This is a genomic window from Polaribacter sp. 2305UL8-11, from assembly GCF_058147165.1.
In genome coordinates this window covers 72,982-99,128 of record NZ_JBYVJW010000011.1, presented here as the reverse complement: position 1 = coordinate 99,128, position 26,147 = coordinate 72,982, and the positions used below count along the sequence as shown (strand labels likewise).

The window sequence follows — 26,147 nt, the reverse complement described above, 5'->3', positions numbered from 1 at the left end:
ATTTCTATCAAATTATATTTCATTTTTTCAATATTTATTAGACTATGGAAAAAGAAGTTAAACTAATTATTGACGGATTTAGAGGTTTTCTGTCTAAAAAACTCAACAAATATGATTATAAATTGCCATACATTATAGCAATTGTTATTGCTGTAGTTGTTGTTATTTCTGGTGTAAAGATTTTTGTAGAGCTTACAGAAAGTCTTCAAACAGATATATTAGCAAGTTTTGATACAACTGTTTCAGAATATATTATTTCTTATAGAAACTCTTCTTTAACCAACTACTTTACTTTTGTAACAGAAGTTGGAGATGCTTTGGGTTACCTTATTGTATTTTCTTTTTGTTCAGTGCTATTTTATTTAATTTTTAAGAGATGGAAATATGCTGGACAATTAACACTAATATTGCTTTTGGCATTAAGTTCTAACTTAATACTAAAACAAATTGTGAATAGAGCTAGACCCAATTTAGAGCATTTGGTAACAGTAGAAACATTAAGTTATCCAAGTGGACATGCAATGACAGCAATGGCTTTTTATGGCTTTCTAATCTATTTAATTGCTACTTTTAAAATGCGTAAACTTTTTAAATTGGCTTTAATAACATTTTTAGTTTTTTTAATTTTAAGTATTGGTATAAGTAGAATTTACTTAGGGGTACATTTTCCATCCGATATTTTAGGAGGATTTATTGCTGGCTTTGTTTGGGTAATTTTTTGTGTTTTATTATTAAATCTTTTTAAAGTGTTTAAAAGCGATCCAAATACCTAACTTATAAATTAAGATTAGTAAGTTTTACTTTTTTATTTTAGAAGGAAAAAGATTTAATATAAGAGAGACTAAAAATAATATCCAAGGAGTTCCATGCAGAAAGACATCAAACCAATCTGCAGATTTCATTCCATTTTCGGTTGCGAAAGCGTTTCCGCCTAAAATCCATTTTATTTTACCAACAATATGTGGTGGATTAAAAGGCGCTAAACCTAAAGTTAAACTGGCTATTAAAAAAAGTTTCCAATTCTTTTTAAGTTGATTTTTCATTATTTCTGTTAAAATAAAAACACTTATTTACTTACCATATTTTGGCTAAATAAACCAATTCCAAACCAAACCAAATCTTACTGTAAAATCTCTATAAGGATAGTTGGGTGCAGAAAAATAGTTCTTTTTAGAAAAACTAGAAGTAGCATTATCAACTTTTAAATATAAACGTGTTCTTCGCACTTGTGCATTAAAAAAAACATCAAAAGTTGGAAACCCAATTTGTTCTGTGTTTTGTATTCTAAATTCAGACAGTAAAGGGTCGTAAGCATTGGCATTGTATTTTGTAAAATACTTAAATGTAATCCCAATATTTACCAGCATTGGTTTTCCTTTAAACCAATAATCTGTGTAATACAATGTATTTCTAGTTACAAATTCTGGAACTCTAAAAACAGAACTTCCACTACTTACATTTTGGTACATTAGTGTATTGTCTAAAGCAAATTTTTTATAACGAAACTCACGATTTGCTTTTACCTTTAAATAGGTAATTTGATTTGCAAATTGCTGGGGTTTGCTGTTTTCATCAAAATACGTGTAATTATCTATATTGGTGAAATTTAGAGAACCATTTAACCATTTAGATTCAAGTGCAAAACCTAAATCTCTTGTGTTTACATTGCTAAAAGAATCGTTTTGCCAATTATAATTATCAAATTTACTTTGATGTAACACTGTATTGAAATTTGCAGATTTAGAGCTAATTAACAAGCTACTCTTTACAGAGAAAATACTGTCTTTTTCATATTTAGCTTCACCTTTTAAAAAGTTACCAGAAAGTCTGCTACTTCCAGGCGTTAAATTTCCTGTGGCATTTAGTTGAAAGTTTTTAATTTTTGCGTTCCAATCTGCACCCAAAGAAATTGCATTTCCTTCTAACTTAATTTTATTAATGCTACTATTACTATTCAAAATAGTATCATAACCATAAGAATAACTAGTCAAATTCATTTTAGCTTTAAATTTACCTAAAACATATTTAGAGTTAAATTCAAGATTTACTTCGTTATTTGTAATCTTATAGATTGCATCTGTATTGCTTGCACCAGAGTCATTTGCAGTTCCAAAAAAAGTAGAGTTACTAGGTTGTGTAAAATTGTAAGATTTGTTCTCATTAGTAAGTACATGTCCAATTTTTAAATTAGAAAAATCTTTTGCATTGGTGCTATCTTTACTAGACAAGAGCTTGTAACTGTGTTCTACATAAACTCTAGTACCATCAAACTGATTTTCTGCATCCGTTAAATTAACATCTAAACGTGCTCTGTTTTGAAAGTTGCTATCATCAGAAATAAAATTATTTAAAGAATTTGCATCCAAACCACCACTTTCTTGATGAAAGAAATCTTGTGTGGTTAAATGACCACGAATTTCATATTGGTTTTCTTTAGTTCTATAGGTAAAAGTACCTCTAAAATTACCATTACTTACTAAAGATCTTCTGTAAGCACCCAAAGATCGAATTCCTTTGTATGATAAAGATACATTAAACCTTCTTGAAAAATTCAAGGTAAATATAGCATCTAAAACTTGGCCTTGTTGCAAACCAGTTCTGTATAAAATTTCTGTGGTTGGTGTAGGTACTTCAAAATACTTTATATCTTCTACATCCAAATAACTAACTTGCTTTGCAGTAAAACCAAATTCAGGTAAAATATGAAGGTTATCAAAGCTATATCCTAAATTATTAAAGGTTTGTCCTTGATTGTGGAAAGGTAAAAGCTCAAAATTATCTTTTCTTAAGTAATTAAATTTGTAATCTTTTTTTAAAGTAAGTGTAGTGTCTATATAGCTTGTATCTCTTTTATGAGAAAATACTTTATAATCTGTATATTTGGTCTTACCAGATAATTTTACATTAATTTCTCCAGAATTTCCTAGAGAATCATTTTTAATTCCAGATAATGTCTCTACATCTCCTTGACCCGTAATTCTTTGAGAAAATATGGTGTGTATTCCTGTAAGAAAAAGAATTAAAAATAAAAATACTTGTTTATTCATAGTAGATTTCTACAAAGGCAAATGTAAAATAATTAAACGAAAATTGTTGTTAATAATTATGCTGAAAATTGTTAATTATAAAATATGATTATTAATCAAAAAGAAAAAGATTTCTTTTCTTTGTAAAATGTTAGCATCTAATTATAGTGGCTTTCTTTTAGAAGCAGGTACAGATGAAGCTGGTAGAGGTTGTTTATCTGGGCCAGTTGTTGCTGCAGCAGTAATTTTGCCCAAAGATTTTTCGCACCCTTTTTTAAATGATTCTAAGCAACTCTCAAAAAAGAGAAGAGATGAGTTAAGACCCTATATAGAAGAAAATGCAATTGCATTTGGTGTGTCTTTTGTGTGGCAAGAAGAAGTAGATCAAATAAACGTTTTACAAGCTTCTATTACAGGAATGCATCGTTCTATAGAAAAACTAAGAATACCACCAGAATTTATTATTGTAGATGGTAATAAATTTAAAAATTATAAAGAAATTCCGCACGAAACCATTGTAAAAGGAGATGCAAAATACCTAAGTATAGCAGCAGCATCTGTTTTAGCAAAAACTTACAGAGATGAGTATATGGCTCAGATTCATAAAGAATTTCCTATGTATAATTGGCTTAAAAACAAAGGCTATCCAACCAAAGAACACAGAAATGGAATTAGACAATTTGGTGCAACAAAATACCATAGGAAAACATTTAAGCTTTTACCAGAACAATTAAAATTGAATTTGTAATTTTTTTAGAAGCTATTTCCTGCTTCTTGTGCAGAACTTGTTTCAGTATCGTACTCGCTTTTTTTATGCTGAATTTATTTCAGCATAAAAAAGAGCTCAAACAGGTCGTTCAATCAGGGCTAAACTTTTTTATGAACTTTTAGCATTTTAATTTTATAAACTAATTCGTTTATTTAAAAACTTCAACTATTTTTACGCTCCAAAATTCTAAATGATGATTAAAAAGACAAGAGCAGAAATTACCAAATGTATTCTACACAAAGTTGCCAATAAATTCAATAGCGGACAAAATGTTTTTTCTGAAGATTTAATTCGTTTTGACCAAGAAAGTTACGATTTAATGAAAAACTTTTTGTTAAAACCATTTGGCAATTTAACCCAAAGTTATCGTTTTTCTCATCATGCAGATGTTCGTTTAAATGAACTTAACAATTATGCATCAGAAGTTTTTAAAGAAGAAGCTACGTTTATAGAATACTCTAAAAACATTGTCAATCATTTGTATGAACAATCTAATTCTGCACAAATAAAAACAGGTGATGTAATTGTGGTTTTTATAGAAGGTTTAGAGTATAAAGATGTTTTAACAGAAGCAATAGGTGTTTTTAAAATAGAAAATAAAGTAGATTTTTTCCAAACTTATTTAGACGATAATGAAAGTTGGGATGTTGTAGTTCAAAAAGGGATATCAACTAAAAAAATAGACAAAGGCTGTTTAATTTTAAATACTTCAGACACAGAAGGCACAGTTGTTTTTTCTGTAGATAATAACAATTACGATGCACAATATTGGATTAAAAATTTCCTTTCTGTAAAATTAGCTGATGATTATAATTCGCACACTCAGAGTTATTTAGAAATGTGTAAAGAATTCTCTGAAGAAGTAATTAAGCCAGAATTAGGCATGCAACAACAAGGTAATTTTTTAGCCAATACTGTAGATTATTTTAAAGAACATGAAGCAGTAGATTATCATAATTTTAAAGATGAGGTTTTTGAAGAAGATAAACACAAAGCACTTTTTGATGATTACAAAAAACATTACGAAACTTTAAATGATGTTTTAATCAGAAATAATTTTGATGTTTCTGGGGTAGTTCTAAAGAAAGAAAAAAGCAAACTAAAAACAGAAATAAAGTTAGATACCAACATCAATATAAAATTAGATGTAGATGCTCCAGAAGCTGCTTCAGAATATTTAGAAAGAGGTTATGATGAAGAAAAGAAAATGAAATACTACAAAGTGTATTTTAATGAAGAGAAGTAATTAAAAATATTATTTTGTCATTTCGAGGGGAATGAAATGAAGTCGAGAAATCTCTATTTTAAAAACTCATCAACCTCAAACAAAACCTTAAAATGCTTTAATATTTTACCTTTCACTTCCTCTAAATCAACTTTTTGATTCAATTCAGCTTCCATAGAAGTTACAGCTTTTCCACGAATTCCACAAGGAATAATATTGTCAAAATACCCTAAATCTACATTAGCATTTAAAGCAAAACCATGCATAGTTACCCAACGTGAAGAACGAATTCCCATAGCACAAATTTTACGAGCAAAAGGTGTACCAACATCTAACCAAACACCAGTTTCACCTTCGCTTCTTGTGCCTTTAATTCCGTATTCAGCAATGGTTAAAATAATGGTTTCTTCTAGCAAACGTAAGTATTTATGAATGTCTGTAAAGAAATTTTCTAAATCTAAAATTGGATACCCCACAATTTGTCCAGGTCCATGATAAGTAATGTCTCCACCACGATTTATTTTATAAAAAGTAGCACCTTTTTCTGCAAGTTGTTTTTCACTTAACAATAAATTACTCAAATCACCACTTTTTCCTAAAGTATATACATGAGGATGCTCTACAAATAAAAAATGATTTTTGGTATCTTTTTTGTTGTTGTTTCTTCGATTATCAATTTTTACATCAACAGTTTCTTGAAGTAATTGGGTTTGATAATCCCAGGTTTCTTTGTAATCTTTTACAGATAAGTCTTTTAAGAATATTTTTCTATTCATAATATGTGATTACAAAGATAATTATTTCCTTATATTTGGATATTAAAAAGCTATTTTAAATTATACTATAATGAAAATTAAATTACCCCTTGCTTTAGTTCTTGTATTGTTTTTTATAAACATCAAGAGTTCATTTGGTCAAAAAATTTGGAAACAGGTTGATGAAAGAACTGTTCAATTTCAAAGTAAGAAGAAGTTAGTTAACAAAATTACTGCTAAGAAATATGATGTTTTAACATTAAACAATCAATCTTTACAAAAATCTATTAATTTACAATTTACAAAGCGAGAGGCAATTATAGAGTTACCAGATGGCAATGGTAATTTTCTAAAATATCAACTTAAAGAAATATTTACTTTAGATAAAGAATTGGCAAAAAAATTTCCGATGATTAAATCTTATGCAGCAGTTGGTGTAGATAACCCAAACTCTTCTGCAAGGATAAGTATTGGTACAGATGGTTTTCATGCAGTAGTACAAACAGCTAAAAATGGAACACTCTATATAGACCCATATACAAAAGATAAAAAAGAATATATAGCTTATAAAAGATCAGATTTAGATTCGCAAAATAAGGATTTTGAGTGTATGGTTAATGAAGCAAAAACAGCTTCGAGACTTCCTCAATTTAAAAATGCAGCAGCAGACGATGTGCAATTAAGAGAATTTGATTTAGCATTAGCATGTACAGGAGAGTATGCACAGTTTCATTTAACAAGACAAGGAGTTTCTAATTCTGCTACTGATGCAGTAAAAAAAGCGGCTGTATTATCTGCAATGAATACCTCAATTACAAGGGTAAATAAAGTTTTTGAAAAAGATTTGTCAATAAAATTAAAGATTATTGCCACAAATGACAAGATTATTTTTTTAGATGGTACAACAGATAATTTAACCAATAGCAATGAAGGAACTTTAATAGACGAAATTCAATCTGTTATAGACACTAAAATTGGTACTGCAAATTACGATATTGGTCATGTTTTTAGTACAGGAGACAATGCTGGGGTTGCCATTTTTGAATCAGTTTGTAGAACGTCACAAAAAGCAAGAGGAGTAACAGGTAGAGTAGTGCCAGTGGGTGATGCTTTTGATATTGATTTTGTTGCACATGAAATTGGGCATCAATTTGGAGCAACACATACCTATAATAATTCTTGTGGAGGGCAAAGAACAAATTCTACAGCAGTAGAGCCAGGTAGTGGTTCTACAATTATGGCTTATGCAGGAATTTGCTCACCAAATGTTCAAAGTAATAGTGATGATTATTTTCATACAGTTAGTATTACACAAATAAAAAATTATGTAACTAATTTTGCTACTTGTGTTAGTTTAACAGGAGCTGTAAATCCTGCTCCAGTTGTAAATGCAGGTTCAGATTATACCATTCCTAAATCTACTCCATTTGTATTAAAAGGTGTAGCTACAGACACTAATAATCCTAACTCGTTAACTTATAATTGGGAGCAAGTAGATACAGAAATAGCTACAATGGCGCCATTAGCTACAAATACAGGTGGGCCAATGTTTAGGTCTTTACCATCAAAAACAGTTTCAGATAGATACATGCCTACCTTAGCTACTGTTGTAGGAGGAAATACTGCTACAACTTGGGAGGTATTACCATCTATTGCTAGAAATATGGATTTTGCATTAACAGTTAGAGATAATAATGTTAATGGAGGAGCAACCTCAAGAGATGATATGCGTGTTACTGTAGTAGATGCAACTCCTTTTACAGTATCTTCACCTAATACTGCTGTAATTTGGAATGTAGGAACAACACAAACAATTTCTTGGAATAAAGGAACAACAGACACTGCACCAATAAATTGTGCAAATGTAAATTTAAAATTATCTTTAGATGGAGGGCTTACATTTCCCATTATTTTAAAATCGAATACACCAAATGATGGAAGCGAATCTTTTATAGTTCCAAATAATATATCTGCACAAGCTAGAGTTATGGTAGAAGCTGCAGATAATATATTTTACAACGTTAATTCAGGTAATTTTACAATACAATCTACATCACCAACCTTTGTTTTATCAAATACAAGTGGCACACAGTTTGCTTGTAATTCTGGAAATGAAGAAGCAAATTTTATGTTAAATTTAGATTTTGTAAACGGTTTTTCAGAAAATGTAACACTTTCTGCAACTTTACCAAATGAACTAAATGGAGCCAATGTTACCTTTAGTCCAACTTCTTTAAATGCTGATGGAAATGTAACCATGAAAGTGAGTAATTTTAATGGAAAAACTTCAAAAGCTTACACAATAAATGTAAAAGGAACTTCAGCATCAATCAATAGTAATATAGATGTAAATTTAAATATTACCAACAATACTTTTAATCAGGTTGTGTTAACAGCACCTACAAATGGTAGTACAGGTTACAGTTTAAAAAATAATTTGGAATGGGTTTTAGATGCGAATGCATCTTCTTATGATGTAGAAGTTGCAACAGATTTTAATTTTACAAATATTGTTTCGAATGGTAATGTAACTACAAACGCATATAGCATTATTTCGCTTCAAGGAAATAAAACCTATTTTTGGCATGTAAAACCAAAAAATAGTTGTGGAGAAGGTACTTTTTCTAACACTTTTAGTTTTAGCACAAGTGCACCTTATTGTACATCAACATTTACAGATGAAGCAAATGGTACAGAACATATTACAAATGTTACTTTTAACACAATAAATAATAATTCTGGAAATGATACTGTAGATGGATATCAAAATTTTTCATCAATTAGTACCAACGTTAAAAGAGGAGATTCTCATCAAATTAGCGTTAGTTTCAATACTGGAGATTACAGAGACCATTGCTATGTGTTTATAGATTGGAATCAAGATTTGGTATTTAATACCACCAATGAAAGGTATGATTTAGGAAATAAAGTTGATAGTAATCCAGCTAATGGAGTAACAGAAGTTGCTACTTCTACTTTAACCATACCCATACCAACAGATGCTAAATTTGGTAGTACAGGAATGAGAGTTATTATAGAGTATTATGGTGATGGAGCTCCAAATGGAACAGGTCCTTGTGATACAGATCACCAATCTGAATGGGGGGAGACTGAAGATTATACAATTGTAGTAGACAATCCTGCATCTATTAAAGATGTCGCTTTTGATGGTTTTAACTTATATCCAAACCCTACTAAAGGAGAATTTACACTAAGTTTACAAGTAAAAAATACAGATAAAGTTACAGTTCAGTTATTTGATGTTAGAGGAAGATTAATTGACGAAAAAAAATATAATAACACAAAAGTAAATTTCTCAGAAAAAATCTTTTTTGATAAAGCTTCTGCAGGTTTATATCTTTTAAAGATTAATAATGATGGAAAACAAGTTACCAGAAAATTAATTTTAAAGTAAAAGTTTTTATAAATAAAAGAGGCTGTCTGAAAAGTCAAGAAATTAACTATTTGTCATATTGAGCTTGTCGAAATATGATTGATAATCAATGAATTATAAAACTTCGACAAGCTCAGTTTGACATACTTAACTACTTTTTAGACAGCCTTTTTTTATGAAATAAGAACTATAATCTTATCCTAAAAAAGGATATTTATAATCTTGTGGAGTTACAAAAGTTTCTTTAATTAACCTAACAGATGTCCATCTTAATAAGTTTTGCGCAGAACCAGCTTTGTCATTTGTTCCAGAAGCTCTAGCTCCTCCAAATGGTTGCTGGCCAACAACTGCTCCTGTTGGTTTATCATTAATATAAAAGTTTCCTGCTGCGTTTTCTAAAGCTTTAGAAGCTTTTTCTACAATATATCTATCTGTAGAAAAAATAGCTCCAGTTAAAGCATATTCAGTAGATTCGTCTACTAATTTTAATGAAGCTTCCCATTCTGCATCTTCGTAGACATAAACAGTCATAACTGGACCAAATAACTCTGTGCACATAGTTGCATATTTAGGAGAATTACTAAGAATAACTGTTGGTTCAATAAAATATCCAACAGATTTGTCGTGATTACCACCAATAATTATTTCTGCATCTTTATCAGCTTTAGCAGCATCAATATATTTTGCAATTTTATCAAAAGAACCTTCATGAATAACCGCATTTACAAAGTTACTTGGATCTTCTGGAGAACCCATTTTTAATTCTGATGTTTGCTTTTCTAAATGTTTTCTAACATCTGCCCAAATAGATTTAGGAATATAAGAACGAGATGCAGCAGAACATTTCTGACCTTGATATTCAAAAGCACCTCTTGTTATTGCTGTAGCAACTTGTAATGGGTTTGCAGAGTTGTGAGCCCAGATAAAATCTTTTCCACCAGTTTCTCCAACAATTCTTGGGTATGTTTTGTAATTGTGTATGTTGTTTCCTATTTGTTTCCATAAGTTTTTGAAAACGTGAGTAGAACCTGTAAAATGCAATCCAGAGAAATCTGGTGATGCTAAAACTGTATCAGAAATCATTACTGGATCTCCGTAAACCACATTTATAACTCCATCTGGTAAACCAGCTTCTTTAAATAGATCTACAATTACTTGTGCAGAATATGCTTGATGATCAGAAGGTTTCCAAACAACAACATTGCCCATTAAAGCAGCAGATGCTGGTAAATTTGCAGCAATAGAAGTAAAGTTAAAAGGAGAAATTGCATATACAAAACCTTCTAAAGGTCTGTACTCAACTCTGTTCCAAATTCCTGGTGCAGATGCTGGTTGATCTTTAAAAATATCAGTCATATATTGCACGTTAAATCTAAAAAAGTCAATCATTTCGCAAGCAGCATCAATTTCTGCTTGATGTACATTTTTAGATTGTGCAATCATTGTAGCAGCATTCATTTTTGCTCTGTAAGGACCTGCTAATAATTCTGCAGCTTTTAAAAAGATAGAAGCACGTTCCATCCAAGAAACAGAAGACCAAGCTTCTCTTGCAGCTAAAGCAGTAGAAATTGCTTCATTTACATGGCTTTTGTCAGCAGTATGGTATTGACCAACAATATGTTTATGGTCATGAGGAGGTGTAATGTTTTTAGTATTACCTGTCCTAACTTCTTCTCCATTAATATGCATAGGCACATCAATATTGCTGTTAAACATTTTTTTGTAGGTTGCTAATAATTCTTCTCTTTCTGGAGATCCTGGAGCATAACCTTTAACAGGCTCGTTAACTGCCACTGGAACATTAAAAAATCCTCTTGCCATTTTGTATGTTTTTAAATTTGAATCGACTAAATTTTTAAAGTTGCAAAGTTACAATTTTTATCAATCGATTTCGTAGTTTTGAAATTCAAAATTTAAAAACAATAAATGTGTACAGTAACCTATCTTCCGTTAGGAAATAATGATTTTATTTTAACTTCTAATAGAGATGAAACTCCATTAAGAAAAACAATTTCGCCAAAAACGTATTTAGAAAATGAAGTGGAATTAACATACCCAAAAGATGCATTAGCAGGAGGAACTTGGATTGGGCTGAGTGATAAAAGAAGATTGGTGTGTTTGTTAAATGGCGCATTTGAAAATCATACAAGAACAACCCCATATAAAATGAGTAGGGGTGTTATTGTAAAAAATATTTTGTCTGCTGTAGATGCTGTTGCACACATTCATAATTTTGATTTTTACAATATAGAACCCTTCACATTAATTTTGGTAGATTGGAGTATTGGTTTAGAAACTTATGAATTAGTTTGGGATGGAGAAACAAAACATTTTTCAAAACTAGCTCAAGAGCCTAAAATTTGGTCATCATCAACTTTATATACACAAGAAATGAAGCTATTACGTAAAGATTGGTTTTTGAGTTGGTTAAGTAATAATAAAAATTATAACCAAGAAAATATTTTAGCTTTTCATCAAAAAGAAAACTTAGGAAACTCTGAAATTACACCTAAAATGAAACGTTCTTTTGTAGAAACTGTAAGTATTACTTCTGTAATTAAAAAAGGTTTAGAGGTAAAAATGAAATATTTAGATTTTGTAAATGCTTCTAATAAAATGCAAAAGATATTAAAAGTACAATAGTGGTTCCAATTCCAGAAATGATTAAATAAGCAATATTAAGCATACAAAATTTTAGAAATGTTTTAAAATATCCTTGCTGATAAAATTTTCGCATTGCAATAAATAAATAGATTAAAAAGAGCAAAGTAAATATCCATAGTTGTGGGTCTATGCCAAATAATTCTATAATATAATAAATAGTTAAAAGCATAAAAAATACAGTTTGCGTATGAAAAACAAAAATTAGATGATCTACATACGTATACTTTCTTCTGATGTAAAATAGTTTTAAAAATAAAGTGAAAATTGGTAAAAACACAAAGAGTGCTACAGAACCATAAGATAAAAGTTCACTAAAAAAATCTTGTCTACTCTTTTCGCTTTTAGAAAATTCATTTACAGTTTTGGCTCTGGTATATAAAAATCTGTTGGTAAAATTCTTTTCATAACCTAAAGAATCTAAAGCAACGTCTATTTTAGAATCGGGATATTTTTTTTGATACTTAATAAAAGAATTTAGTTTATCAGAACCCCCAATGTTTATATTTAAATCTTTATTTTTTTTAATGGTGTCTTTTGCTTCATTTTCTACTTCTTCTAAAATTTTTTCTCTTGCTTTTTTGGGGACATAAGATTTTTTAAGTGTTTGGTCTAACTCATTTTTAATAGAATCTATTTCTTTCTGAGTTTTTATACTCTTCTTTTTTGGTGTTTTCGCTTTAATAGAATCTATAATTTTTTCTGTATCTTGTTTAGCTAAGGATTTGAATTTTTCTATACTATTACTTAGACCTAATATTAAAAAAAAGAGAATAGAAACTGTTAGATAAAACCTGAAAGGATTGGAATAACGTTGTCTTTTTCCGTTAATATAATTTTTAGATACTAAACCAGGTTTTAATAATAGAGGTATTATTGTGTTCCAAAACTTTGCTTCGAAATTAAAAAGCCCATTAAAAACTTCTTGAATAAAATTTTTAAAAGTAATTCTACTTCCTTTATTAGCTTGCCCACAATCTGGACAATATTTTTCCTGTCCAACAAATGGATGACCGCAATTTAAACATTCTGGGTCTTTAATTTTAGCTAACTTCTTTTTGGATTTTGTTAGTTTAATAGTAGTTTGGTTGTTAGTTGAAAAGTAGGTATAGTTACTTTAAATTGCTCAAAAGTATCCATGTTAATCATTGTGTAAAATCCTTTCATTGCTCCCATATTAGACTCTAAAAAACAACCAGAACTATATGTATAAGAATCATTTGGTTTTAAAATTGGGGTTTGCCCAACTACACCTTCTCCACTAACAATTTCTGTTTTGTTTAAAGAGTCGTAAATTTCCCAAAACCTATCTGTTAATTTAACGGTTTCTGTAGATTTGTTTTCTATTGTAATAAAATAACTAAATACATAGTATAACCTATTATTTCTATGGCTAGTGCCATTGTTTTTGGTTTTTACAGAAATCTTAATACCTTTTGTTATTTGTTGAAACATAGTAAGGTAAATGTAGCTTTTTTGTTTTTTATGAACAAACTTTTTTTTACAAGAAAAAAGGCAATTTAAATAACCTTTAAATTGCCTTATATTAACTATAAAAATGAATTTATCTATTCACTTTCTGTTTTTTTAATACAACTTCTTTCTGTAAAGTAAACAACTTGTCATCTACCTTAAAAGTAAAAGTTATAATATCTTTTTTTGTATCATTTTGTGTAGAAAAGCTTCTAAAACCAAATAAGTATTTACCCTTTGATAATGTTGGTTTAATTTTAGTAGTACTTAACCCTGTAGTTAAATCTTTTAAATATAAACTTTCTTTAATTTCTATATTATTTAAAAGAATATTGTTAAAGGTAACGTCTTTTAAAACATCTAAAGTTAGCTTATAATCTATATAGTTTTTTCCAGTAGATAGCCCAGAAATATTCATTGTTTTTGTAGCTTCTTTTATAGAAACATATTGAGAACAACTAGAAAATAAAAACAAGCTAAAAAGTAAAAAGTAATTATTTATATTTTTCATTATATATATTATTTAGCCAATACAAACTTTTTGGTAGTACTATATTTATTATTAAACACTCTAATTAAATAAACGTTATTTACTAAATTATCTGTATTAATTTCTTTGGATGCGCTTAAAGCACCTTTTTTAACAATACCACCTACAACATTGTAAATTTCGTAGTTTAAATTGGTTAAATTTTCTTTTGTTGAAACTTTTAAAACTCCTTTTGTAACTGGGTTTGGATAAAGACTTAAAGCAATATCTGCACTTCCTATATTATCAACACCCAAAGCTGCATTAGAAATATCTATACTCCATAAACCTCTACCAAAAGTAGCAGCTACTAATTTTTCTGCAGTGTAATTAATTTCGATATCTTTTACATCTACGTTTGGCATTCCTTGCCCAAGTTTTACCCAATTTGTACCATCGTTAATTGAGTAATAAACACCCACATTTGTAGCAACAAAAAGTGTTGTAGAGTTTGCGGCTTGTTGATATAGAATTTTATTAATTACTACATCAGGAAAATTATTTGTGATATTAGAAAAAGTTGCACCTCCATCTGTAGATTTGTATATTTTGTTTCCACTATTGTAACCATTAGAGGTTACATAAATTAAGTTATTATTAGATGCACTAAAATCTATAGATTCTATTTGTACATTATTGCCAATATTGTTAGCTCCAGAAATTGCTGTTGGAGTAGATCCATTTGTAGGTATTTTTCTAATAATATTACCATCTGTAATACCAAGTATAAAATCGCCATGTGTATTAAATTTGTGTATTGGATTTCCAGTATCTAACATTTCTGTTGTTAATGCTGTCCCATCATCTGTAATTTTATAAATACCTGTTGGATTTGGATTTCCATTGTCATCTGTACCTCCTTTATCAGCGTTTAAATAGATGATATTAGGGTTTTTTCTATCTAACTCCATATAATGAACAAAAGATACATGCTCTGGAGCAGCAGAATAATCTCCATTTAATTCTCCTTTAAAGCCATTATCAGACTTTGAAATAGCACCTCCTTGACTTGTAGCGTATCTAATATTAGGGTTATTATAGTTAATGGCAGACTCTATACCATCTCCTAAAACAATTGCATACCAAACACCATCTATTTTAGAAAAACCATCATTATCTTGATTTCCTACTACATAGTCATCTCCGTTTGCATTTGGGTTGATTGCTACAGAATAATGCTGTGTTACAATTGTTTTAGAAGACTTATACTCTATTGTTGGTTTTTGATCTGTATTAGAAGCGTAAGTCATGTAATTTAAACCACCATCATTTACACTCCAAAATTTTAAATTACCATCTAACTGTCCTAATCTATGATGGTCTGAGTGAATGTAATTTCCCTCATCAGAACTTCCTGCCCAGTAGCCATTTAAAGAGCGATACCAAGTTGTACCATTATTTGAAGAGTGACTTGCGTTAAACTCACCAGAAATCATTATATTATTTTTTACAATTAAGGCTTGGTTATAACCACCTTGAGAATTATATTCTGCTGGTATAGTTCCTACATTTGTAAAATTGTTATTTGTTTCATTGTATTTTTTTACTTGCCCATTTGTATCTTGGATATAGAAAGAATTATCTTCTCCAACAGTTACAGCTTTTTTATCAAAATTACCAGAACTACCTTGAGTAAATTTCCAATTGCTATCTGTAGTATAATCATTGGTGTAAGCAATTTCAAAATTACCAGTATACATTATTTTTGTTCCAGAAACAGCAACTCTACCAAAATTTGCGTTTCCTGATTGTCCATCAAAAACTTGAGACCAACTTGTACCACCATTAATAGTTTTGCTAATACCAGTTGGTGTGCCTACAAAAACAGTATTATCATCTATAACAACCAAATCTCCTGTTAGTTTGTCTTGGTTTAAAGTAAAAGATAAACCAGTTGATGTAAAGGATTCTCCACCATCTGTAGATTTTAAAACTCCAATAGATTTTGCGTGTTCACCATCATAATCTCCAGTAGATATATAAATAGGTTTGGTTGTGTAATTATTAAAGTTGGTTGTACTTGCAGTTTTAATGTCTGTAACTCCTATACCAGCTACCATGTCTAATTTTGGAGACCAAGTAGCACCACCGTTTGTAGATTTCCACACACCTCCATTTGGTGCGCCTACAAATAGAACGTCTTTAGACATGTCTGTTGGGTGTGCAATTCTTAAAAAGGCATTTAATCTTCCCATCTGCGGAAAATTAGAGTAGCCATTTGGATCTGGCACATCTTGTGTGCCAATATTAGCCCAAGTTGGTTGTGAATTAGATTTTTTGCTTTTTCTTAAAATTTTTCCATTAGCATCTAAAATACCAGCATTGTAAAAAGCTAAATTTTCATCTGTAAAAGAACCGTCTTTGTTAACTCTTAAACGCCAATATTCTGCCCACCTATTAAAGTGTTTGTATTCCTTTAAATCGCTAATGTTTTTTAAGTCATAAGACTTCATTTCTTCTTTTTTCTTTTCAACAATTTTAAAGTAGTTAGTTTTACTTTTTTTAAAAGCAGTTTTATAATTAAACCTTTCTTTTTGTTGAGAAAAAGTACTTGTTATTAGAAAAGTACTCATAAAAATAAAAGCAAAAATACTTTTATTAATAAAATGATTTTTTTGTGTAATTTTTGGCATAATATTTCTAATGTTTAGTTTGTATCTTATTGTAAAGAAACAATTTAAATTTGAATTGTAGAAAAAACGGGGTACTCAAATAACTACTCATTACAATTTTTTTAAAAAAGTAGTCAAATCTTGATTTGTTTTAGAAAGGATTTTTTTATTTAACCGATAAAATAAACCTTGTATAGCTCTAGTAGTTCTATTGGTTATTAGAGAGATTTCTTTATAGGTGTGCTTATTTTTTCTGTAGTAAAGAATTATTTTTTCTAAATCTGTAAAATTAATATTTTGTTTTTTTATTTTATGAATAAAGTTAGGGTCTAGATCTGCTATTAGGTATTCTAAATAAGTTTCATTATTAAAATCAAAAGTTTCATTTTTTTTCTGAAACTTTGACAGTTCATCAAATTTTTTAGCATTTAAAAGCTCTTTAAACTGTTTCTTAAATTCAATGTTATTTTTTATAGATTTATTATACTTGCCTTTATTTATCTTTAATTCAGTATTTAAAATTTTTAACTTTTCTTTGTTTTTTTTATTCCAAAGAAAAAAAAGTATTAAAAATAGAATTGAAAATAAAGAAATAATGATTATGATTGTTTTGTAATCATTTATTTTAGTTTGTGTGCTAAGCTTTGTTTTATTAAACAATATGTTTTCATCTATTATCTCTAGACTAGTTTTAATGTTTTTTTCATTTAGTTCTGATTCAATTTTGTAAATTGAATCAGAATACTTCAAAGAAATATCTAATTTGTTGTTTTTCATATATATCTCTTCGTAGATTTCTAAACCTGCTAAAAGATCATTCGTACCTAGTTTTTTTGAAATTACATAAGAGCTGTCATTGTATTTTATTGCTGTGCTAAAATTGTTTAAGGCTAGAGCTAGTATGGCATTATTAGAATAGAAAAAACTTAGATTACCCTCTTGAATAGAGTCTTTGTTAAAGCTTTTATAAATGTATTTTTTAATTTTCTCTGATTCAGAAAATAGTTCTTTTTCATTAAGTACTTCGTAAAAACTGTTTAGATACAAAAATTTATCATTGATAGATTTGTGGTCAAGCGTTTTATAAAAATCCCAAAATTTTTTAAGAGACGGTTTTTTACTTGTGTTCAAAAACTCTTCTATTAAAATATTAAATTTACTTTCTGTAATGTAAAAGTGATTATTAACTCTCTTAGCCTCTTCTAAATTTTTCTTAAAGTATTGGTTTGCTTTTTCGTGTTGCCCTAATTCTGCATAAATCAAAGCAAGGTTAAAAGTGTTATTTAAACGAGTTTCTTCATCAACAAGGTATAATTGAGCTAACTCTAAATATTTAATGGCTAAAATGTTCTGTTTAGATAAAAAAAGATCTGTTCCTTTAAAAACTAATAAATTTGGATATTGTCTAACATCTTTGCAAGCATTTAAAGCATCATCATAATAAGGGCTATTAAATACATTATTTTCATAGTCCTGACTTGCTTTTGTATACAATTCTTCAAAATTTTGACTAAATACGTTTAAAGAGAAAAAAAGAATAAAAAATAAATGATAGGAGAGTTTCATTTGTAAAATGTCCATTTCTAGTTTAGAAAAACTAAAATACAAGTTTACTTTAATGTAACAATTTTTTTAATTACCTATTTTGATTAAAAGAACCTGTACCCACACCAATTACACGTTCATAAAAACTACCAAAAGGTTTGTAGTATGCAATAACAGTATATTCATTTTCTGTTTCAAAAAAAGAACCATTTATTTGGTTTGTATCTACTTTTCCATTTTTATCTACAGTAGCAAAAGTATAGTTGTAAAAACCTTGTTTTAATAAAATATTGCCTAAGTATGCTTTTTCTTCTTTGTTGTAAGTCATTTTATTATCTTCTGAGATAGAAAAATCATTAAAAGCACCATAAATATAAATATCTTTATCAGTAAAGGGTTTGTCTTTTAAAATAGAGAAATGCATCATTGCATAATCTGCTTCAGTGCTAGAGTCATTTGCTTCTATGGTTCTAATAATAAACTGTCCGTTTATATCTGGACTAAATTTATACTCTCTGTAGGGGTTGTAAGTAAAAGGATATACATAATGATGAAAAATATCTTTTTTCTCTACTTTAACTATATTTAAACTATTATTTCTAATAATTTTTGTGTCTAAATTTAAATATTCATTACCACCCCAAAAATTTGTTTTATTTGTGTAGGTATATAAAAGTTGGTTGGGTTTGAAAAAAGTAGGTTGCAAATTGGTTATTTTTTCATTCCAATTATTGTTTTTTAATACAACTACATTTATTTCTTGTTGTGGATTATTAATTTTAATTTTTGGATGATTTACAGAAAACTGAACAGTTTGCTGGGTGTTAAGTGTTTTTGCATTTCTACTTCTAATAACATTTACCCCAATCACAGCAGAGTTTTCGTAGAGCACAAAACGTCTGGTAAAAACAACTTCATCATCATAATTTAAAACAGATAAAAGATAGTTTCCAGTTTTTGTAATGACAGTATTTACATTCGGAATTTTAACTGAATAATGTGTATAGTTTTGAAAAGTATTAAATGAGTTGGTAACATCTATAATTGTATTCTGGTCAAAACCATCTATATATTGACTTGATGATAATCTGCTAGATTGCCAATCATGTGTCATGTGCTCTATTTTATATTGATAATCTTTGCTATCTGCATCCAAATCATCAAAAGACAACTCTAAAACAGTGCCTAAAGGAACTATAGAAGTAAAGCTATTTTGTTGTAAAGGTCTTAATTGAATTGATTTAATATTCTGAGAAGAAGCTATAAAACCAATAAAAACAAAAAATAACAGAGATATTTTTTTTATCATTTTACAAAAATAAGATTCATTTCTTAGACTTTATCAAAATGTAAGCCAAATTATTTAGTACTAAAACGTTTTCATTGAATTTCATTATTTAGAGTCATTATAAATAATAATCTTTAACGAACTTTTATGTTTAGAATAATTGCTAAAATCCGTAAATTTGCATGATTTTTTTAGATAACTAACAATTCCAAATTACTATGTCAAAAGACATTCGTATTAAAAAAGGCTTAGACATTAAGCTTGTTGGCGAAGCAGAAAAAACGACTACTAACAGTACTTTAAGTAGTGTTTACGCTGTAAAACCAGAAGATTTTCACGGAATTACACCTAAACTTGTTGCCAAAGAAGGAGCTGAAGTAAAAGCGGGAGACACACTTTTTTATTCTAAAAGTGACGAACGTATTTTATTTACAAGTCCTGTTTCTGGTAAAGTTACAGAGGTAATTCGTGGAGCAAGAAGAAAAGTATTAGCAGTCAAAATTGCTGCAGACACCAATCAAGTTCATAAAGATTTTGGGACTAAAAATGCAGCTTCAATGTCTGCAGAAGAAGTTAAAAATCATTTATTTACTTCTGGTTGTTGGCCATTTGTAAAACAACGTCCTTATGACGTAGTTGCAAGTCCTAATCAAGCTCCAAAAGCAATTTTTATTTCTGGTTATGCAAGTGCACCTTTAGCAGCAGATTTAGATTATACTTTAGCTGGTAAAGAAATAGAATTACAAGCTGCCATAGATGCAATTTCTAAATTAACTGAAGGAAAAGTACATGTTTCTGTTGGAGCAAATTCAAATTCTCCTTTATCAAAATTAAATGGTGTTGAATTGCATAAAGTTTCTGGACCACATCCTTCAGGAAACGTAAGTACTCAAATTGCAAGAATAAACCCTATTAATAAAGGTGAGGTTGTTTGGACTGTTACACCACAAGATTTAGTCGTTATTGGTGAGTTGTTATTAACAGGAAAATTAAATGTAACTAGAACTGTTGCTTTAACTGGTTCTCAATTTAACAAGCCACAATATGTAACTGCTATTGCAGGAGCAACTATTGCAGATGTTACTGCAAATAATTTGAATGATGACAATACAAGAATCATTAGCGGAAATGTGCTTTCTGGAAAGGAAGTAAAAGAAGATGAGTTTTTGGGTTATTATGACAATCAAATAACAGCTATCCCAGAAGGAGATGATTATGAGTTTTTTGGTTGGAACAAACCAGTTTTTAATAAAATTTCAACTTCAAGAGCTTTGACTTTTTCTTGGTTAACACCAAACAAAAAGTTCGATTTAAATACAAACACAAATGGCGAACATAGAGCATTTGTTGTAACAGGAGCTTATGAGCAGGTTTTTCCTTTAGACATTTATCCAATGCAATTATTAAAAGCATTTATGTATAAAGATTTAGATGAAATGGAAGCTTTAGGAGGGTATGAAATAGCACCAGAAGATTTTGCATTAACAGAATTTATTTGTGTGTCAAAGCAACCTCATCAGAAGATAATTCGAGAAGGTTTAGATTTAATGAGAGAAGAATTAGGATAAGATTATGGGCTTAAAACAAAATTTACATAATTTAAAAGAAAAATATAAAGGAACCAAAATGGCACCTGCGTTTAACGCAATCCATACCTTTTTATATTTACCAAATGAGGTTACTCACGGAGGAACCCATATAAAAGCAGCAGATGATTTAAAGCGTACAATGAATATTGTAATCATGGCTTTAATTCCTTGTTTAATTTTTGGAATGTTCAATGCAGGTTATCAACACTATACAGCTATAGAAAGAGCTCAAGGAATAACTTCAGATTTTTCTGTATTAGGTTCTTTTTTAACTTGGGATAACCTATGGATTGGTATTATTAAAGTACTACCATTAGTTATTGTTTCTTATGGAGTTGGTCTTTTAGTAGAATTTATTTTTGCAGTAATAAAAGGGCATGAAGTAGAAGAAGGGTATTTGGTAACAGGTATGTTAGTCCCTTTAATTGTTCCAATAGATACTCCTTTATGGATGTTGGCTGTAGCTGTAGTATTTGGAGTTGTAATTGGTAAAGAAGTTTTTGGTGGTACAGGAATGAATATTTTAAACCCAGCTTTAACTATTAGAGCATTTTTATTTTTTGCATATCCAACTTGGATGTCTGGAGATAAAGTTTGGGTATATGATGCAGTAAACAGAACAGGTACTGCTGATGCAATTTCTGGAGAAACCATTTTAGGAAGTTACGCACAGAATCAAGAAGTAATTTATACTAATTGGGACAAGTTTATGGGATTCATCCCAGGTTCTATTGGAGAAACTTCAACTTTATTAATATTATTAGGAGCAGCATTTTTAATTTTTACAAAAATTGGAAGTTGGAGAATAATCGTTTCAACATTTATTGGAGCTGCAGTAATGGGTATGATTTTCAATTATGCAATTATAGATACAGGAGTTATTACAGAATCAAGTAAATTCTATGGTTTAATGAGTACAGATTGGTGGGAACACTTAATGATTGGTGGTTTGGCATTCGGAGCAGTTTATATGGCTACAGATCCTGTTACAGCATCACAAACAAATAAAGGAAAATGGATTTACGGTTTCTTAATTGGTTTTATCTCAATTATGATTCGAGTATTTAATCCAGCATATCCAGAAGGAGTATTTTTAGCCATTTTATTAATGAATGTATTTGCTCCAACAATAGACCATTATGTGGTTCAAGGAAACGTAAAGAAAAGATTAAAACGTACTAAAGTTAAAACTGCCTAATTATGAGTAAGAGAACAGATAGTAATGGTTATACAATGATTTTCGCTGTAATTATGGTGTTAGTTGTTGGTTCTTTGTTGGCCTTTTTAGCATCGTCTTTAAAACCAACTATTAAAGAAAACGAACGTATAGAAAAGCAGCAAAATATTTTGTATGCTATGGGTGTAAATGAAAATGACGAATCTAGTGCCACTTTTGTATCAACAGCAGTTGCAGGTGATGAGTTTAATAAATACATCAAAAAACAAATTGTAATAGAAGGAGATAAAATTTCTGAAAGTGATGATGCTTATTTAATTGATGTTAAAAAGCAACAAGCAAATGCAAAAGCTGGTAAAACCAGAAAACTACCTTTGTTTATAGGAGAGAAAGATGGTAAAACTTTTTACGTAGCTCCAATCTACGGAAAAGGATTATGGGATGCAATTTGGGGTTATGTTTCTATGGATGAAAATATGGTTGTACAAGGGGCATATTTTGATCATAAAGGAGAAACACCTGGTTTAGGAGCAAACATAAAACAACGTTATTTTATGGACGATTTTTATGAAGAACATTTGCTAACAGAAGCTGGAGTTTTTAAAGGTATTACAGTTGCCAAAGGAAATAATGATCCTAAAAACGAAAACAAAACAGATTACGAAGTAGATGCCATTGCTGGTGCAACTATTACAGGTGATGGAGTTTCTGCAATGATAAAAAAAGACTTAGCATTGTACGTGCCTTATTTTAAAACATTAAAAAAATAATTTATGGGACTTTTATCAAAAAAAGACGCAGCATTAATTACAGACCCATTATTAGATAACAACCCAATAACAATTCAAGTATTAGGTATTTGTTCTGCATTAGCAATTACAGCAGAATTAAAAGCTTCTATTGTAATGTCTATTTCTGTACTTTTTGTACTAGGAATTGGTAACGTAGTTATCTCATTAATGAGAAATATTATACCATCAAAAATTAGAATTATCGTACAACTAATTGTTGTTGCTACTTTAGTAATTATTGTTGATTTGGTGTTAAAAGCTTTTGCTTACGAATTAAGTAAAACACTATCTGTTTTTGTAGGACTAATTATAACAAACTGTATTATTATGGGACGTTTTGAAGCTTTTGCTTTAGGAAATGCACCTTGGCGTTCTTTCTTAGACGGAATTGGAAATGCAGTAGGTTATGGTGTAATTTTAATTGCAGTAGGTTTTTTTAGAGAGTTATTAGGATCTGGTACTTTGTTAGGATTTAAAGTTTTAGGAGATCCAATCGAAAAAACAGGATTATATGCAATTGGGTATGAAAACAATGGTTTTATGCTATTATCACCAATGGCATTAATAGTAGTTGGTATTATTATCTGGGTACAAAGAACTAAGAACAAAGCATTAATAGAAGAGAATTAAAAAAGTTGGTAGTAAATCAGTATTCAGTAAGCAGTCAATAGCTAACTGAAAACTGCATACTGCAAACTGCATACTAAAAAATATGGAACATATAGAATTATTTTTCAAATCGATATTTATAGATAACATGGTATTCGCAACCTTTTTAGGGATGTGTTCTTACTTAGCTGTATCTAAAAAAGTATCTACAGCAGTAGGTTTAGGAGCAGCAGTTATTTTTGTATTAGCTGTAACTGTACCTTTAAACTGGTTGTTAGACCAATATATTTTACAAGATGGAGCATTAGCTTGGTTAGGACCAGAATATGCAAATTATGACCTAAGTTTCTTATCATTTATTATGTTTATTGCAACCATAGCAACTATGGTGCAATTGGTAGAAATAATTGTTGAGAAATTTTCACCTTCATTATACAACTCTTTAGGTATTTTCTTACCATTAATTGCTGTAAACTGTGCAATTTTAGGAGGAAGTTTATTTATGCAATCAAGAGAAATACCAACATTAGGATTATCATTAACCTATGGTGTTGGTTCTGGAATAGGATGGTTTTTAGCCATTTTAGCAATCGCTGCCATTCGTGAAAAAATTAGATATTCAAGTGTTCCACCAGCCTTAAGAGGTTTAGGAATTACTTTTATAATTACAGGTTTAATGGCAATTGGTTTTATGAGTTTTGGTGGAATGTTAACAGGAGGAGATGAGAAGAAAGAAGAAAAACCAAAAGTAGAAGCAAAAATCAAGAAAGAAGAAGTAAAAAAAGAAGCTAAAGAAATTGTAGCAGAAAACACAACTATAAACGAGTAGAAGAATGATATTAGCAGCAGGTACAACAGGAACCATAATTGCAACAGTAGCAGCTTTTTTATTAGTAACACTGTTATTAGTAACATTGTTATTGTTTGTAAAACAAAAATTATCTCCTTCAGGTCCAGTAACAATTACAATTAATGGAGAAAAGAAAATAGAAGTAGGTTCTGGTAGCACACTTTTAACCACATTAGGAAACGAAAAAATATTTTTGCCATCTGCTTGTGGTGGTGGAGGATCTTGTGTACAATGTGAATGCCACGTTTTAGAAGGTGGAGGAGAAGCATTGCCAACAGAAACCCCACATTTTACCAAAAAAGAATTAAAATCGGGAATTCGTTTAGCATGTCAAGTTAAAGTAAAACAAGACATGAATATTACAATTCCAGAAGAAGTTTTCGGAATTAAAAAATGGGATGCAGTAGTTGTAAGAAATTACAATGTAGCTTCTTTTATTAAGGAGTTTGTTGTAGAGATTCCAGAAGATATGGGATACAAAGCTGGTGGGTATATTCAAATTGAAATTCCTCCTTGTGAGATTAAATATTCAGATATGGATATTACAGCTCACCCAGAAGAGCACGAAACTCCAGATAAGTTTCAAGCAGAGTGGGATAAGTTTGGTTTATGGCCATTAGTAATGAAAAATGATGAAACTGTAGAGCGTGCTTATTCTATGGCTTCTTACCCAGCAGAAGGTAGAGAAATTATGTTAAATGTACGTATTGCAACTCCACCTTGGGATAGAGCCAAAAACGGTTGGATGGATGTAAATCCAGGTGTTGCCTCGTCATATATTTTTAATTTAAAAAAAGGGGATAAGTGTGTAATTTCTGGTCCTTATGGAGAATTCTTTATCAACGAGTCTGATGCTGAAATGCTGTATGTAGGTGGTGGAGCAGGTATGGCACCAATGCGTTCTCATTTATATCATTTATTCAAAACATTAAAAACAGGAAGAAAAGTTACCTATTGGTATGGTGGGCGTTCTAAAAGAGAGTTATTCTATTTAGATCATTTTTATCAATTAGAAAAAGACTTCCCTAACTTTAAATTTTACTTAGCATTGTCTGAACCTTTACCAGAAGATAATTGGAAAGTAAAAGAAAATATTGATGCTCCTGGAGATGGTTTTGTTGGTTTTATTCACAATTGTGTAATCGAGAACTACTTAAATCATCATGATTCTCCAGAAGATATTGAATTGTATTTCTGTGGACCGCCATTAATGAATAAAGCAGTTCAAAAAATGGGAGAAGATTTTGGAATTCCAGATGAGAACATTCGTTTTGATGACTTTGGAGGATAAGCAAAATGTATTCTGGACTTGTTTCAGAATCTCATAAAACAAATAAGTTATAAAACCGATTCAGAAATGAATTGGTTTTTTTTAAGCCAAAAAAGTTTCTACATGATATACTGGTTCTCCATTTTCATGCTCAAAAAGTTTAGAGTAATCCATAATATTATCTACTTTGTCTAATTTACAAAGTTCTTTTACAACCGCAGAAAGTCCGTTAAACAAAGTATCTTTAGAAGTAGGATTAATAGGTTTGGGATTATAATGACATAAAGGTGTTTTAAAACCACAGGCTTCTAAAAAAGTCTTTTCTATTTGCAAGATTTCTAAAGGAGTATATCCGTTAAACTTTCTCCCTAAATTTTGATGTATTCTACCTACATAACTTAAATTTAAAGAACCATGCTCGTTAGAAAGATGTTTCCAACTATCAAAATTATCTAAAATATTACCAACTGCGCACGCTTTACAATCTTCAGGATTCAACCTATTGTTATGAAAAGCGTTATATAGTTTAATTAAAGCTTGTTCTAATCTTCTTGAAGTTTTCATAATCAAAATATTATCTTTTT

General features: G+C 29.7%; 22 protein-coding genes. 11 read left to right on the top strand and 11 right to left on the bottom strand.

Annotated features, from left to right (window positions below):
• The first annotated feature begins 44 nt into the window (after positions 1-44).
• Positions 45-773 carry a phosphatase PAP2 family protein gene (locus tag ACY2RW_RS11250; protein ID WP_490122827.1) on the top strand — a complete coding sequence of 243 codons (729 nt, stop codon included), beginning with the start codon at positions 45-47 and terminating at the stop codon, positions 771-773.
• Positions 774-797: 24 nt separating this feature from the next.
• Here ACY2RW_RS11250 and ACY2RW_RS11245 read toward each other — a convergent pair whose 3' ends face one another.
• Positions 798-1,043 carry a hypothetical protein gene (locus tag ACY2RW_RS11245; protein WP_490122826.1) on the bottom strand — a complete coding sequence of 82 codons (246 nt, stop codon included), beginning with the start codon at positions 1,041-1,043 and terminating at the stop codon, positions 798-800.
• Positions 1,044-1,088: 45 nt separating this feature from the next.
• Entirely contained in the window at positions 1,089-3,047 is a 1,959-nt protein-coding gene (locus ACY2RW_RS11240; protein WP_490122825.1) for a putative porin, read from the bottom strand.
• Positions 3,048-3,174: 127 nt separating this feature from the next.
• On the opposite strand from ACY2RW_RS11240, the gene rnhB reads away from it, so the two are divergent.
• Both rnhB and ACY2RW_RS11230 read left to right on the top strand, forming a co-directional pair.
• Complete coding sequence (gene rnhB / locus ACY2RW_RS11235; RefSeq protein WP_490122824.1) at positions 3,175-3,774, top strand: ribonuclease HII; 600 nt, start codon at positions 3,175-3,177, stop codon at positions 3,772-3,774.
• A 214-nt stretch (positions 3,775-3,988) separates the two neighbouring features.
• Positions 3,989-5,041 (top strand): nucleoid-associated protein, encoded by a 1,053-nt coding sequence (locus tag ACY2RW_RS11230; protein WP_490122870.1) that lies wholly within the window; start codon positions 3,989-3,991, stop codon positions 5,039-5,041.
• Positions 5,042-5,094: 53 nt separating this feature from the next.
• On the opposite strand, the gene lipB is transcribed toward ACY2RW_RS11230, so the two are convergent.
• Positions 5,095-5,796, bottom strand: coding sequence for a lipoyl(octanoyl) transferase LipB (gene lipB / locus ACY2RW_RS11225; RefSeq protein WP_490122823.1), 702 nt, complete (start codon positions 5,794-5,796; stop codon positions 5,095-5,097).
• A gap of 70 nt (positions 5,797-5,866) precedes the next feature.
• On the opposite strand from lipB, the gene ACY2RW_RS11220 reads away from it, so the two are divergent.
• Entirely contained in the window at positions 5,867-9,190 is a 3,324-nt protein-coding gene (locus ACY2RW_RS11220; RefSeq protein WP_490122822.1) for a zinc-dependent metalloprotease, read from the top strand.
• Between the two features lie 174 nt (positions 9,191-9,364).
• On the opposite strand, the gene pruA is transcribed toward ACY2RW_RS11220, so the two are convergent.
• Positions 9,365-10,990, bottom strand: a complete 1,626-nt coding sequence (pruA, locus tag ACY2RW_RS11215) for an L-glutamate gamma-semialdehyde dehydrogenase (protein WP_490122821.1) — start codon at positions 10,988-10,990, stop codon at positions 9,365-9,367.
• Positions 10,991-11,095: 105 nt separating this feature from the next.
• Between pruA and ACY2RW_RS11210 the strand changes: the two genes are divergently transcribed.
• Entirely contained in the window at positions 11,096-11,812 is a 717-nt protein-coding gene (locus tag ACY2RW_RS11210; RefSeq protein WP_490122820.1) for an NRDE family protein, read from the top strand.
• Here ACY2RW_RS11210 and ACY2RW_RS11205 read toward each other — a convergent pair.
• The 6 genes from ACY2RW_RS11205 to ACY2RW_RS11180 form a co-directional block, all read right to left on the bottom strand.
• Positions 11,778-12,761, bottom strand: coding sequence for a DUF3667 domain-containing protein (locus ACY2RW_RS11205; RefSeq protein ID WP_490122869.1), 984 nt, complete (start codon positions 12,759-12,761; stop codon positions 11,778-11,780). The genes ACY2RW_RS11210 and ACY2RW_RS11205 overlap by 35 nt on opposite strands.
• A gap of 137 nt (positions 12,762-12,898) precedes the next feature.
• Positions 12,899-13,285 (bottom strand): Co2+/Mg2+ efflux protein ApaG, encoded by a 387-nt coding sequence (gene apaG, locus ACY2RW_RS11200; protein WP_490122819.1) that lies wholly within the window; start codon positions 13,283-13,285, stop codon positions 12,899-12,901.
• A 109-nt stretch (positions 13,286-13,394) separates the two neighbouring features.
• Entirely contained in the window at positions 13,395-13,814 is a 420-nt protein-coding gene (locus tag ACY2RW_RS11195) for a hypothetical protein (protein WP_490122818.1), read from the bottom strand.
• A gap of 8 nt (positions 13,815-13,822) precedes the next feature.
• Positions 13,823-16,405: a T9SS type A sorting domain-containing protein gene (locus ACY2RW_RS11190; RefSeq protein WP_490122817.1), complete on the bottom strand. Its 2,583-nt coding sequence runs from the start codon at positions 16,403-16,405 to the stop codon at positions 13,823-13,825.
• Positions 16,406-16,555: 150 nt separating this feature from the next.
• Positions 16,556-18,025 (bottom strand): tetratricopeptide repeat protein, encoded by a 1,470-nt coding sequence (locus tag ACY2RW_RS11185; protein ID WP_490122816.1) that lies wholly within the window; start codon positions 18,023-18,025, stop codon positions 16,556-16,558.
• Between the two features lie 55 nt (positions 18,026-18,080).
• Positions 18,081-19,298, bottom strand: coding sequence for a type IX secretion system plug protein (locus tag ACY2RW_RS11180; RefSeq protein WP_490122815.1), 1,218 nt, complete (start codon positions 19,296-19,298; stop codon positions 18,081-18,083).
• A gap of 197 nt (positions 19,299-19,495) precedes the next feature.
• Here ACY2RW_RS11180 and ACY2RW_RS11175 point away from each other — a divergent pair, with 197 nt between their 5' ends.
• The 6 genes from ACY2RW_RS11175 (at position 19,496) to nqrF (ending at position 25,584) form a co-directional block, all read left to right on the top strand.
• Positions 19,496-20,845, top strand: a complete 1,350-nt coding sequence (locus ACY2RW_RS11175) for a Na(+)-translocating NADH-quinone reductase subunit A (protein WP_490122814.1) — start codon at positions 19,496-19,498, stop codon at positions 20,843-20,845.
• 4 nt (positions 20,846-20,849) lie between these two features.
• Positions 20,850-22,064 carry an NADH:ubiquinone reductase (Na(+)-transporting) subunit B gene (locus ACY2RW_RS11170; protein ID WP_490122813.1) on the top strand — a complete coding sequence of 405 codons (1,215 nt, stop codon included), beginning with the start codon at positions 20,850-20,852 and terminating at the stop codon, positions 22,062-22,064.
• Positions 22,065-22,066: 2 nt separating this feature from the next.
• Entirely contained in the window at positions 22,067-22,813 is a 747-nt protein-coding gene (locus tag ACY2RW_RS11165) for a Na(+)-translocating NADH-quinone reductase subunit C (protein ID WP_490122812.1), read from the top strand.
• A gap of 3 nt (positions 22,814-22,816) precedes the next feature.
• Positions 22,817-23,464 carry an NADH:ubiquinone reductase (Na(+)-transporting) subunit D gene (locus ACY2RW_RS11160; protein WP_490122811.1) on the top strand — a complete coding sequence of 216 codons (648 nt, stop codon included), beginning with the start codon at positions 22,817-22,819 and terminating at the stop codon, positions 23,462-23,464.
• An 82-nt stretch (positions 23,465-23,546) separates the two neighbouring features.
• Positions 23,547-24,272 carry an NADH:ubiquinone reductase (Na(+)-transporting) subunit E gene (gene nqrE, locus ACY2RW_RS11155; RefSeq protein WP_490122810.1) on the top strand — a complete coding sequence of 242 codons (726 nt, stop codon included), beginning with the start codon at positions 23,547-23,549 and terminating at the stop codon, positions 24,270-24,272.
• Between the two features lie 4 nt (positions 24,273-24,276).
• A complete protein-coding gene (gene nqrF / locus ACY2RW_RS11150) occupies positions 24,277-25,584 on the top strand; it encodes an NADH:ubiquinone reductase (Na(+)-transporting) subunit F (RefSeq protein WP_490122809.1) in 1,308 nt (435 codons plus the stop codon).
• 81 nt (positions 25,585-25,665) lie between these two features.
• Here the strand turns inward: nqrF and ACY2RW_RS11145 are convergent, their stop codons facing one another.
• A complete protein-coding gene (locus tag ACY2RW_RS11145) occupies positions 25,666-26,127 on the bottom strand; it encodes a Na(+)-translocating NADH-quinone reductase subunit F (RefSeq protein WP_490122808.1) in 462 nt (153 codons plus the stop codon).
• Positions 26,128-26,147 lie beyond the last annotated feature (20 nt).

What these genes read in the sequence shown, in the direction of transcription:
- nqrE (WP_490122810.1), top strand. Translation starts at nt 23,547, where the DNA reads ATGGAACATATAGAATTATTTTTCAAATCGATATTTATAGATAACATG.
- ACY2RW_RS11160 (WP_490122811.1), top strand. Translation starts at nt 22,817, where the DNA reads ATGGGACTTTTATCAAAAAAAGACGCAGCATTAATTACAGACCCATTA.
- ACY2RW_RS11195 (WP_490122818.1), bottom strand. Translation starts at nt 13,814, where the DNA reads ATGAAAAATATAAATAATTACTTTTTACTTTTTAGCTTGTTTTTATTT.
- ACY2RW_RS11145 (WP_490122808.1), bottom strand. Translation starts at nt 26,127, where the DNA reads ATGAAAACTTCAAGAAGATTAGAACAAGCTTTAATTAAACTATATAAC.
- ACY2RW_RS11175 (WP_490122814.1), top strand. Translation starts at nt 19,496, where the DNA reads ATGTCAAAAGACATTCGTATTAAAAAAGGCTTAGACATTAAGCTTGTT.
- nqrF (WP_490122809.1), top strand. Translation starts at nt 24,277, where the DNA reads ATGATATTAGCAGCAGGTACAACAGGAACCATAATTGCAACAGTAGCA.
- ACY2RW_RS11165 (WP_490122812.1), top strand. Translation starts at nt 22,067, where the DNA reads ATGAGTAAGAGAACAGATAGTAATGGTTATACAATGATTTTCGCTGTA.
- ACY2RW_RS11185 (WP_490122816.1), bottom strand. Translation starts at nt 18,025, where the DNA reads ATGGACATTTTACAAATGAAACTCTCCTATCATTTATTTTTTATTCTT.
- ACY2RW_RS11245 (WP_490122826.1), bottom strand. Translation starts at nt 1,043, where the DNA reads ATGAAAAATCAACTTAAAAAGAATTGGAAACTTTTTTTAATAGCCAGT.
- ACY2RW_RS11180 (WP_490122815.1), bottom strand. Translation starts at nt 19,298, where the DNA reads ATGATAAAAAAAATATCTCTGTTATTTTTTGTTTTTATTGGTTTTATA.
- ACY2RW_RS11210 (WP_490122820.1), top strand. Translation starts at nt 11,096, where the DNA reads ATGTGTACAGTAACCTATCTTCCGTTAGGAAATAATGATTTTATTTTA.
- ACY2RW_RS11230 (WP_490122870.1), top strand. Translation starts at nt 3,989, where the DNA reads ATGATTAAAAAGACAAGAGCAGAAATTACCAAATGTATTCTACACAAA.
- rnhB (WP_490122824.1), top strand. Translation starts at nt 3,175, where the DNA reads ATGTTAGCATCTAATTATAGTGGCTTTCTTTTAGAAGCAGGTACAGAT.
- ACY2RW_RS11220 (WP_490122822.1), top strand. Translation starts at nt 5,867, where the DNA reads ATGAAAATTAAATTACCCCTTGCTTTAGTTCTTGTATTGTTTTTTATA.
- ACY2RW_RS11170 (WP_490122813.1), top strand. Translation starts at nt 20,850, where the DNA reads ATGGGCTTAAAACAAAATTTACATAATTTAAAAGAAAAATATAAAGGA.
- ACY2RW_RS11250 (WP_490122827.1), top strand. Translation starts at nt 45, where the DNA reads ATGGAAAAAGAAGTTAAACTAATTATTGACGGATTTAGAGGTTTTCTG.
- ACY2RW_RS11240 (WP_490122825.1), bottom strand. Translation starts at nt 3,047, where the DNA reads ATGAATAAACAAGTATTTTTATTTTTAATTCTTTTTCTTACAGGAATA.
- apaG (WP_490122819.1), bottom strand. Translation starts at nt 13,285, where the DNA reads ATGTTTCAACAAATAACAAAAGGTATTAAGATTTCTGTAAAAACCAAA.
- lipB (WP_490122823.1), bottom strand. Translation starts at nt 5,796, where the DNA reads ATGAATAGAAAAATATTCTTAAAAGACTTATCTGTAAAAGATTACAAA.
- ACY2RW_RS11190 (WP_490122817.1), bottom strand. Translation starts at nt 16,405, where the DNA reads ATGAGTACTTTTCTAATAACAAGTACTTTTTCTCAACAAAAAGAAAGG.
- pruA (WP_490122821.1), bottom strand. Translation starts at nt 10,990, where the DNA reads ATGGCAAGAGGATTTTTTAATGTTCCAGTGGCAGTTAACGAGCCTGTT.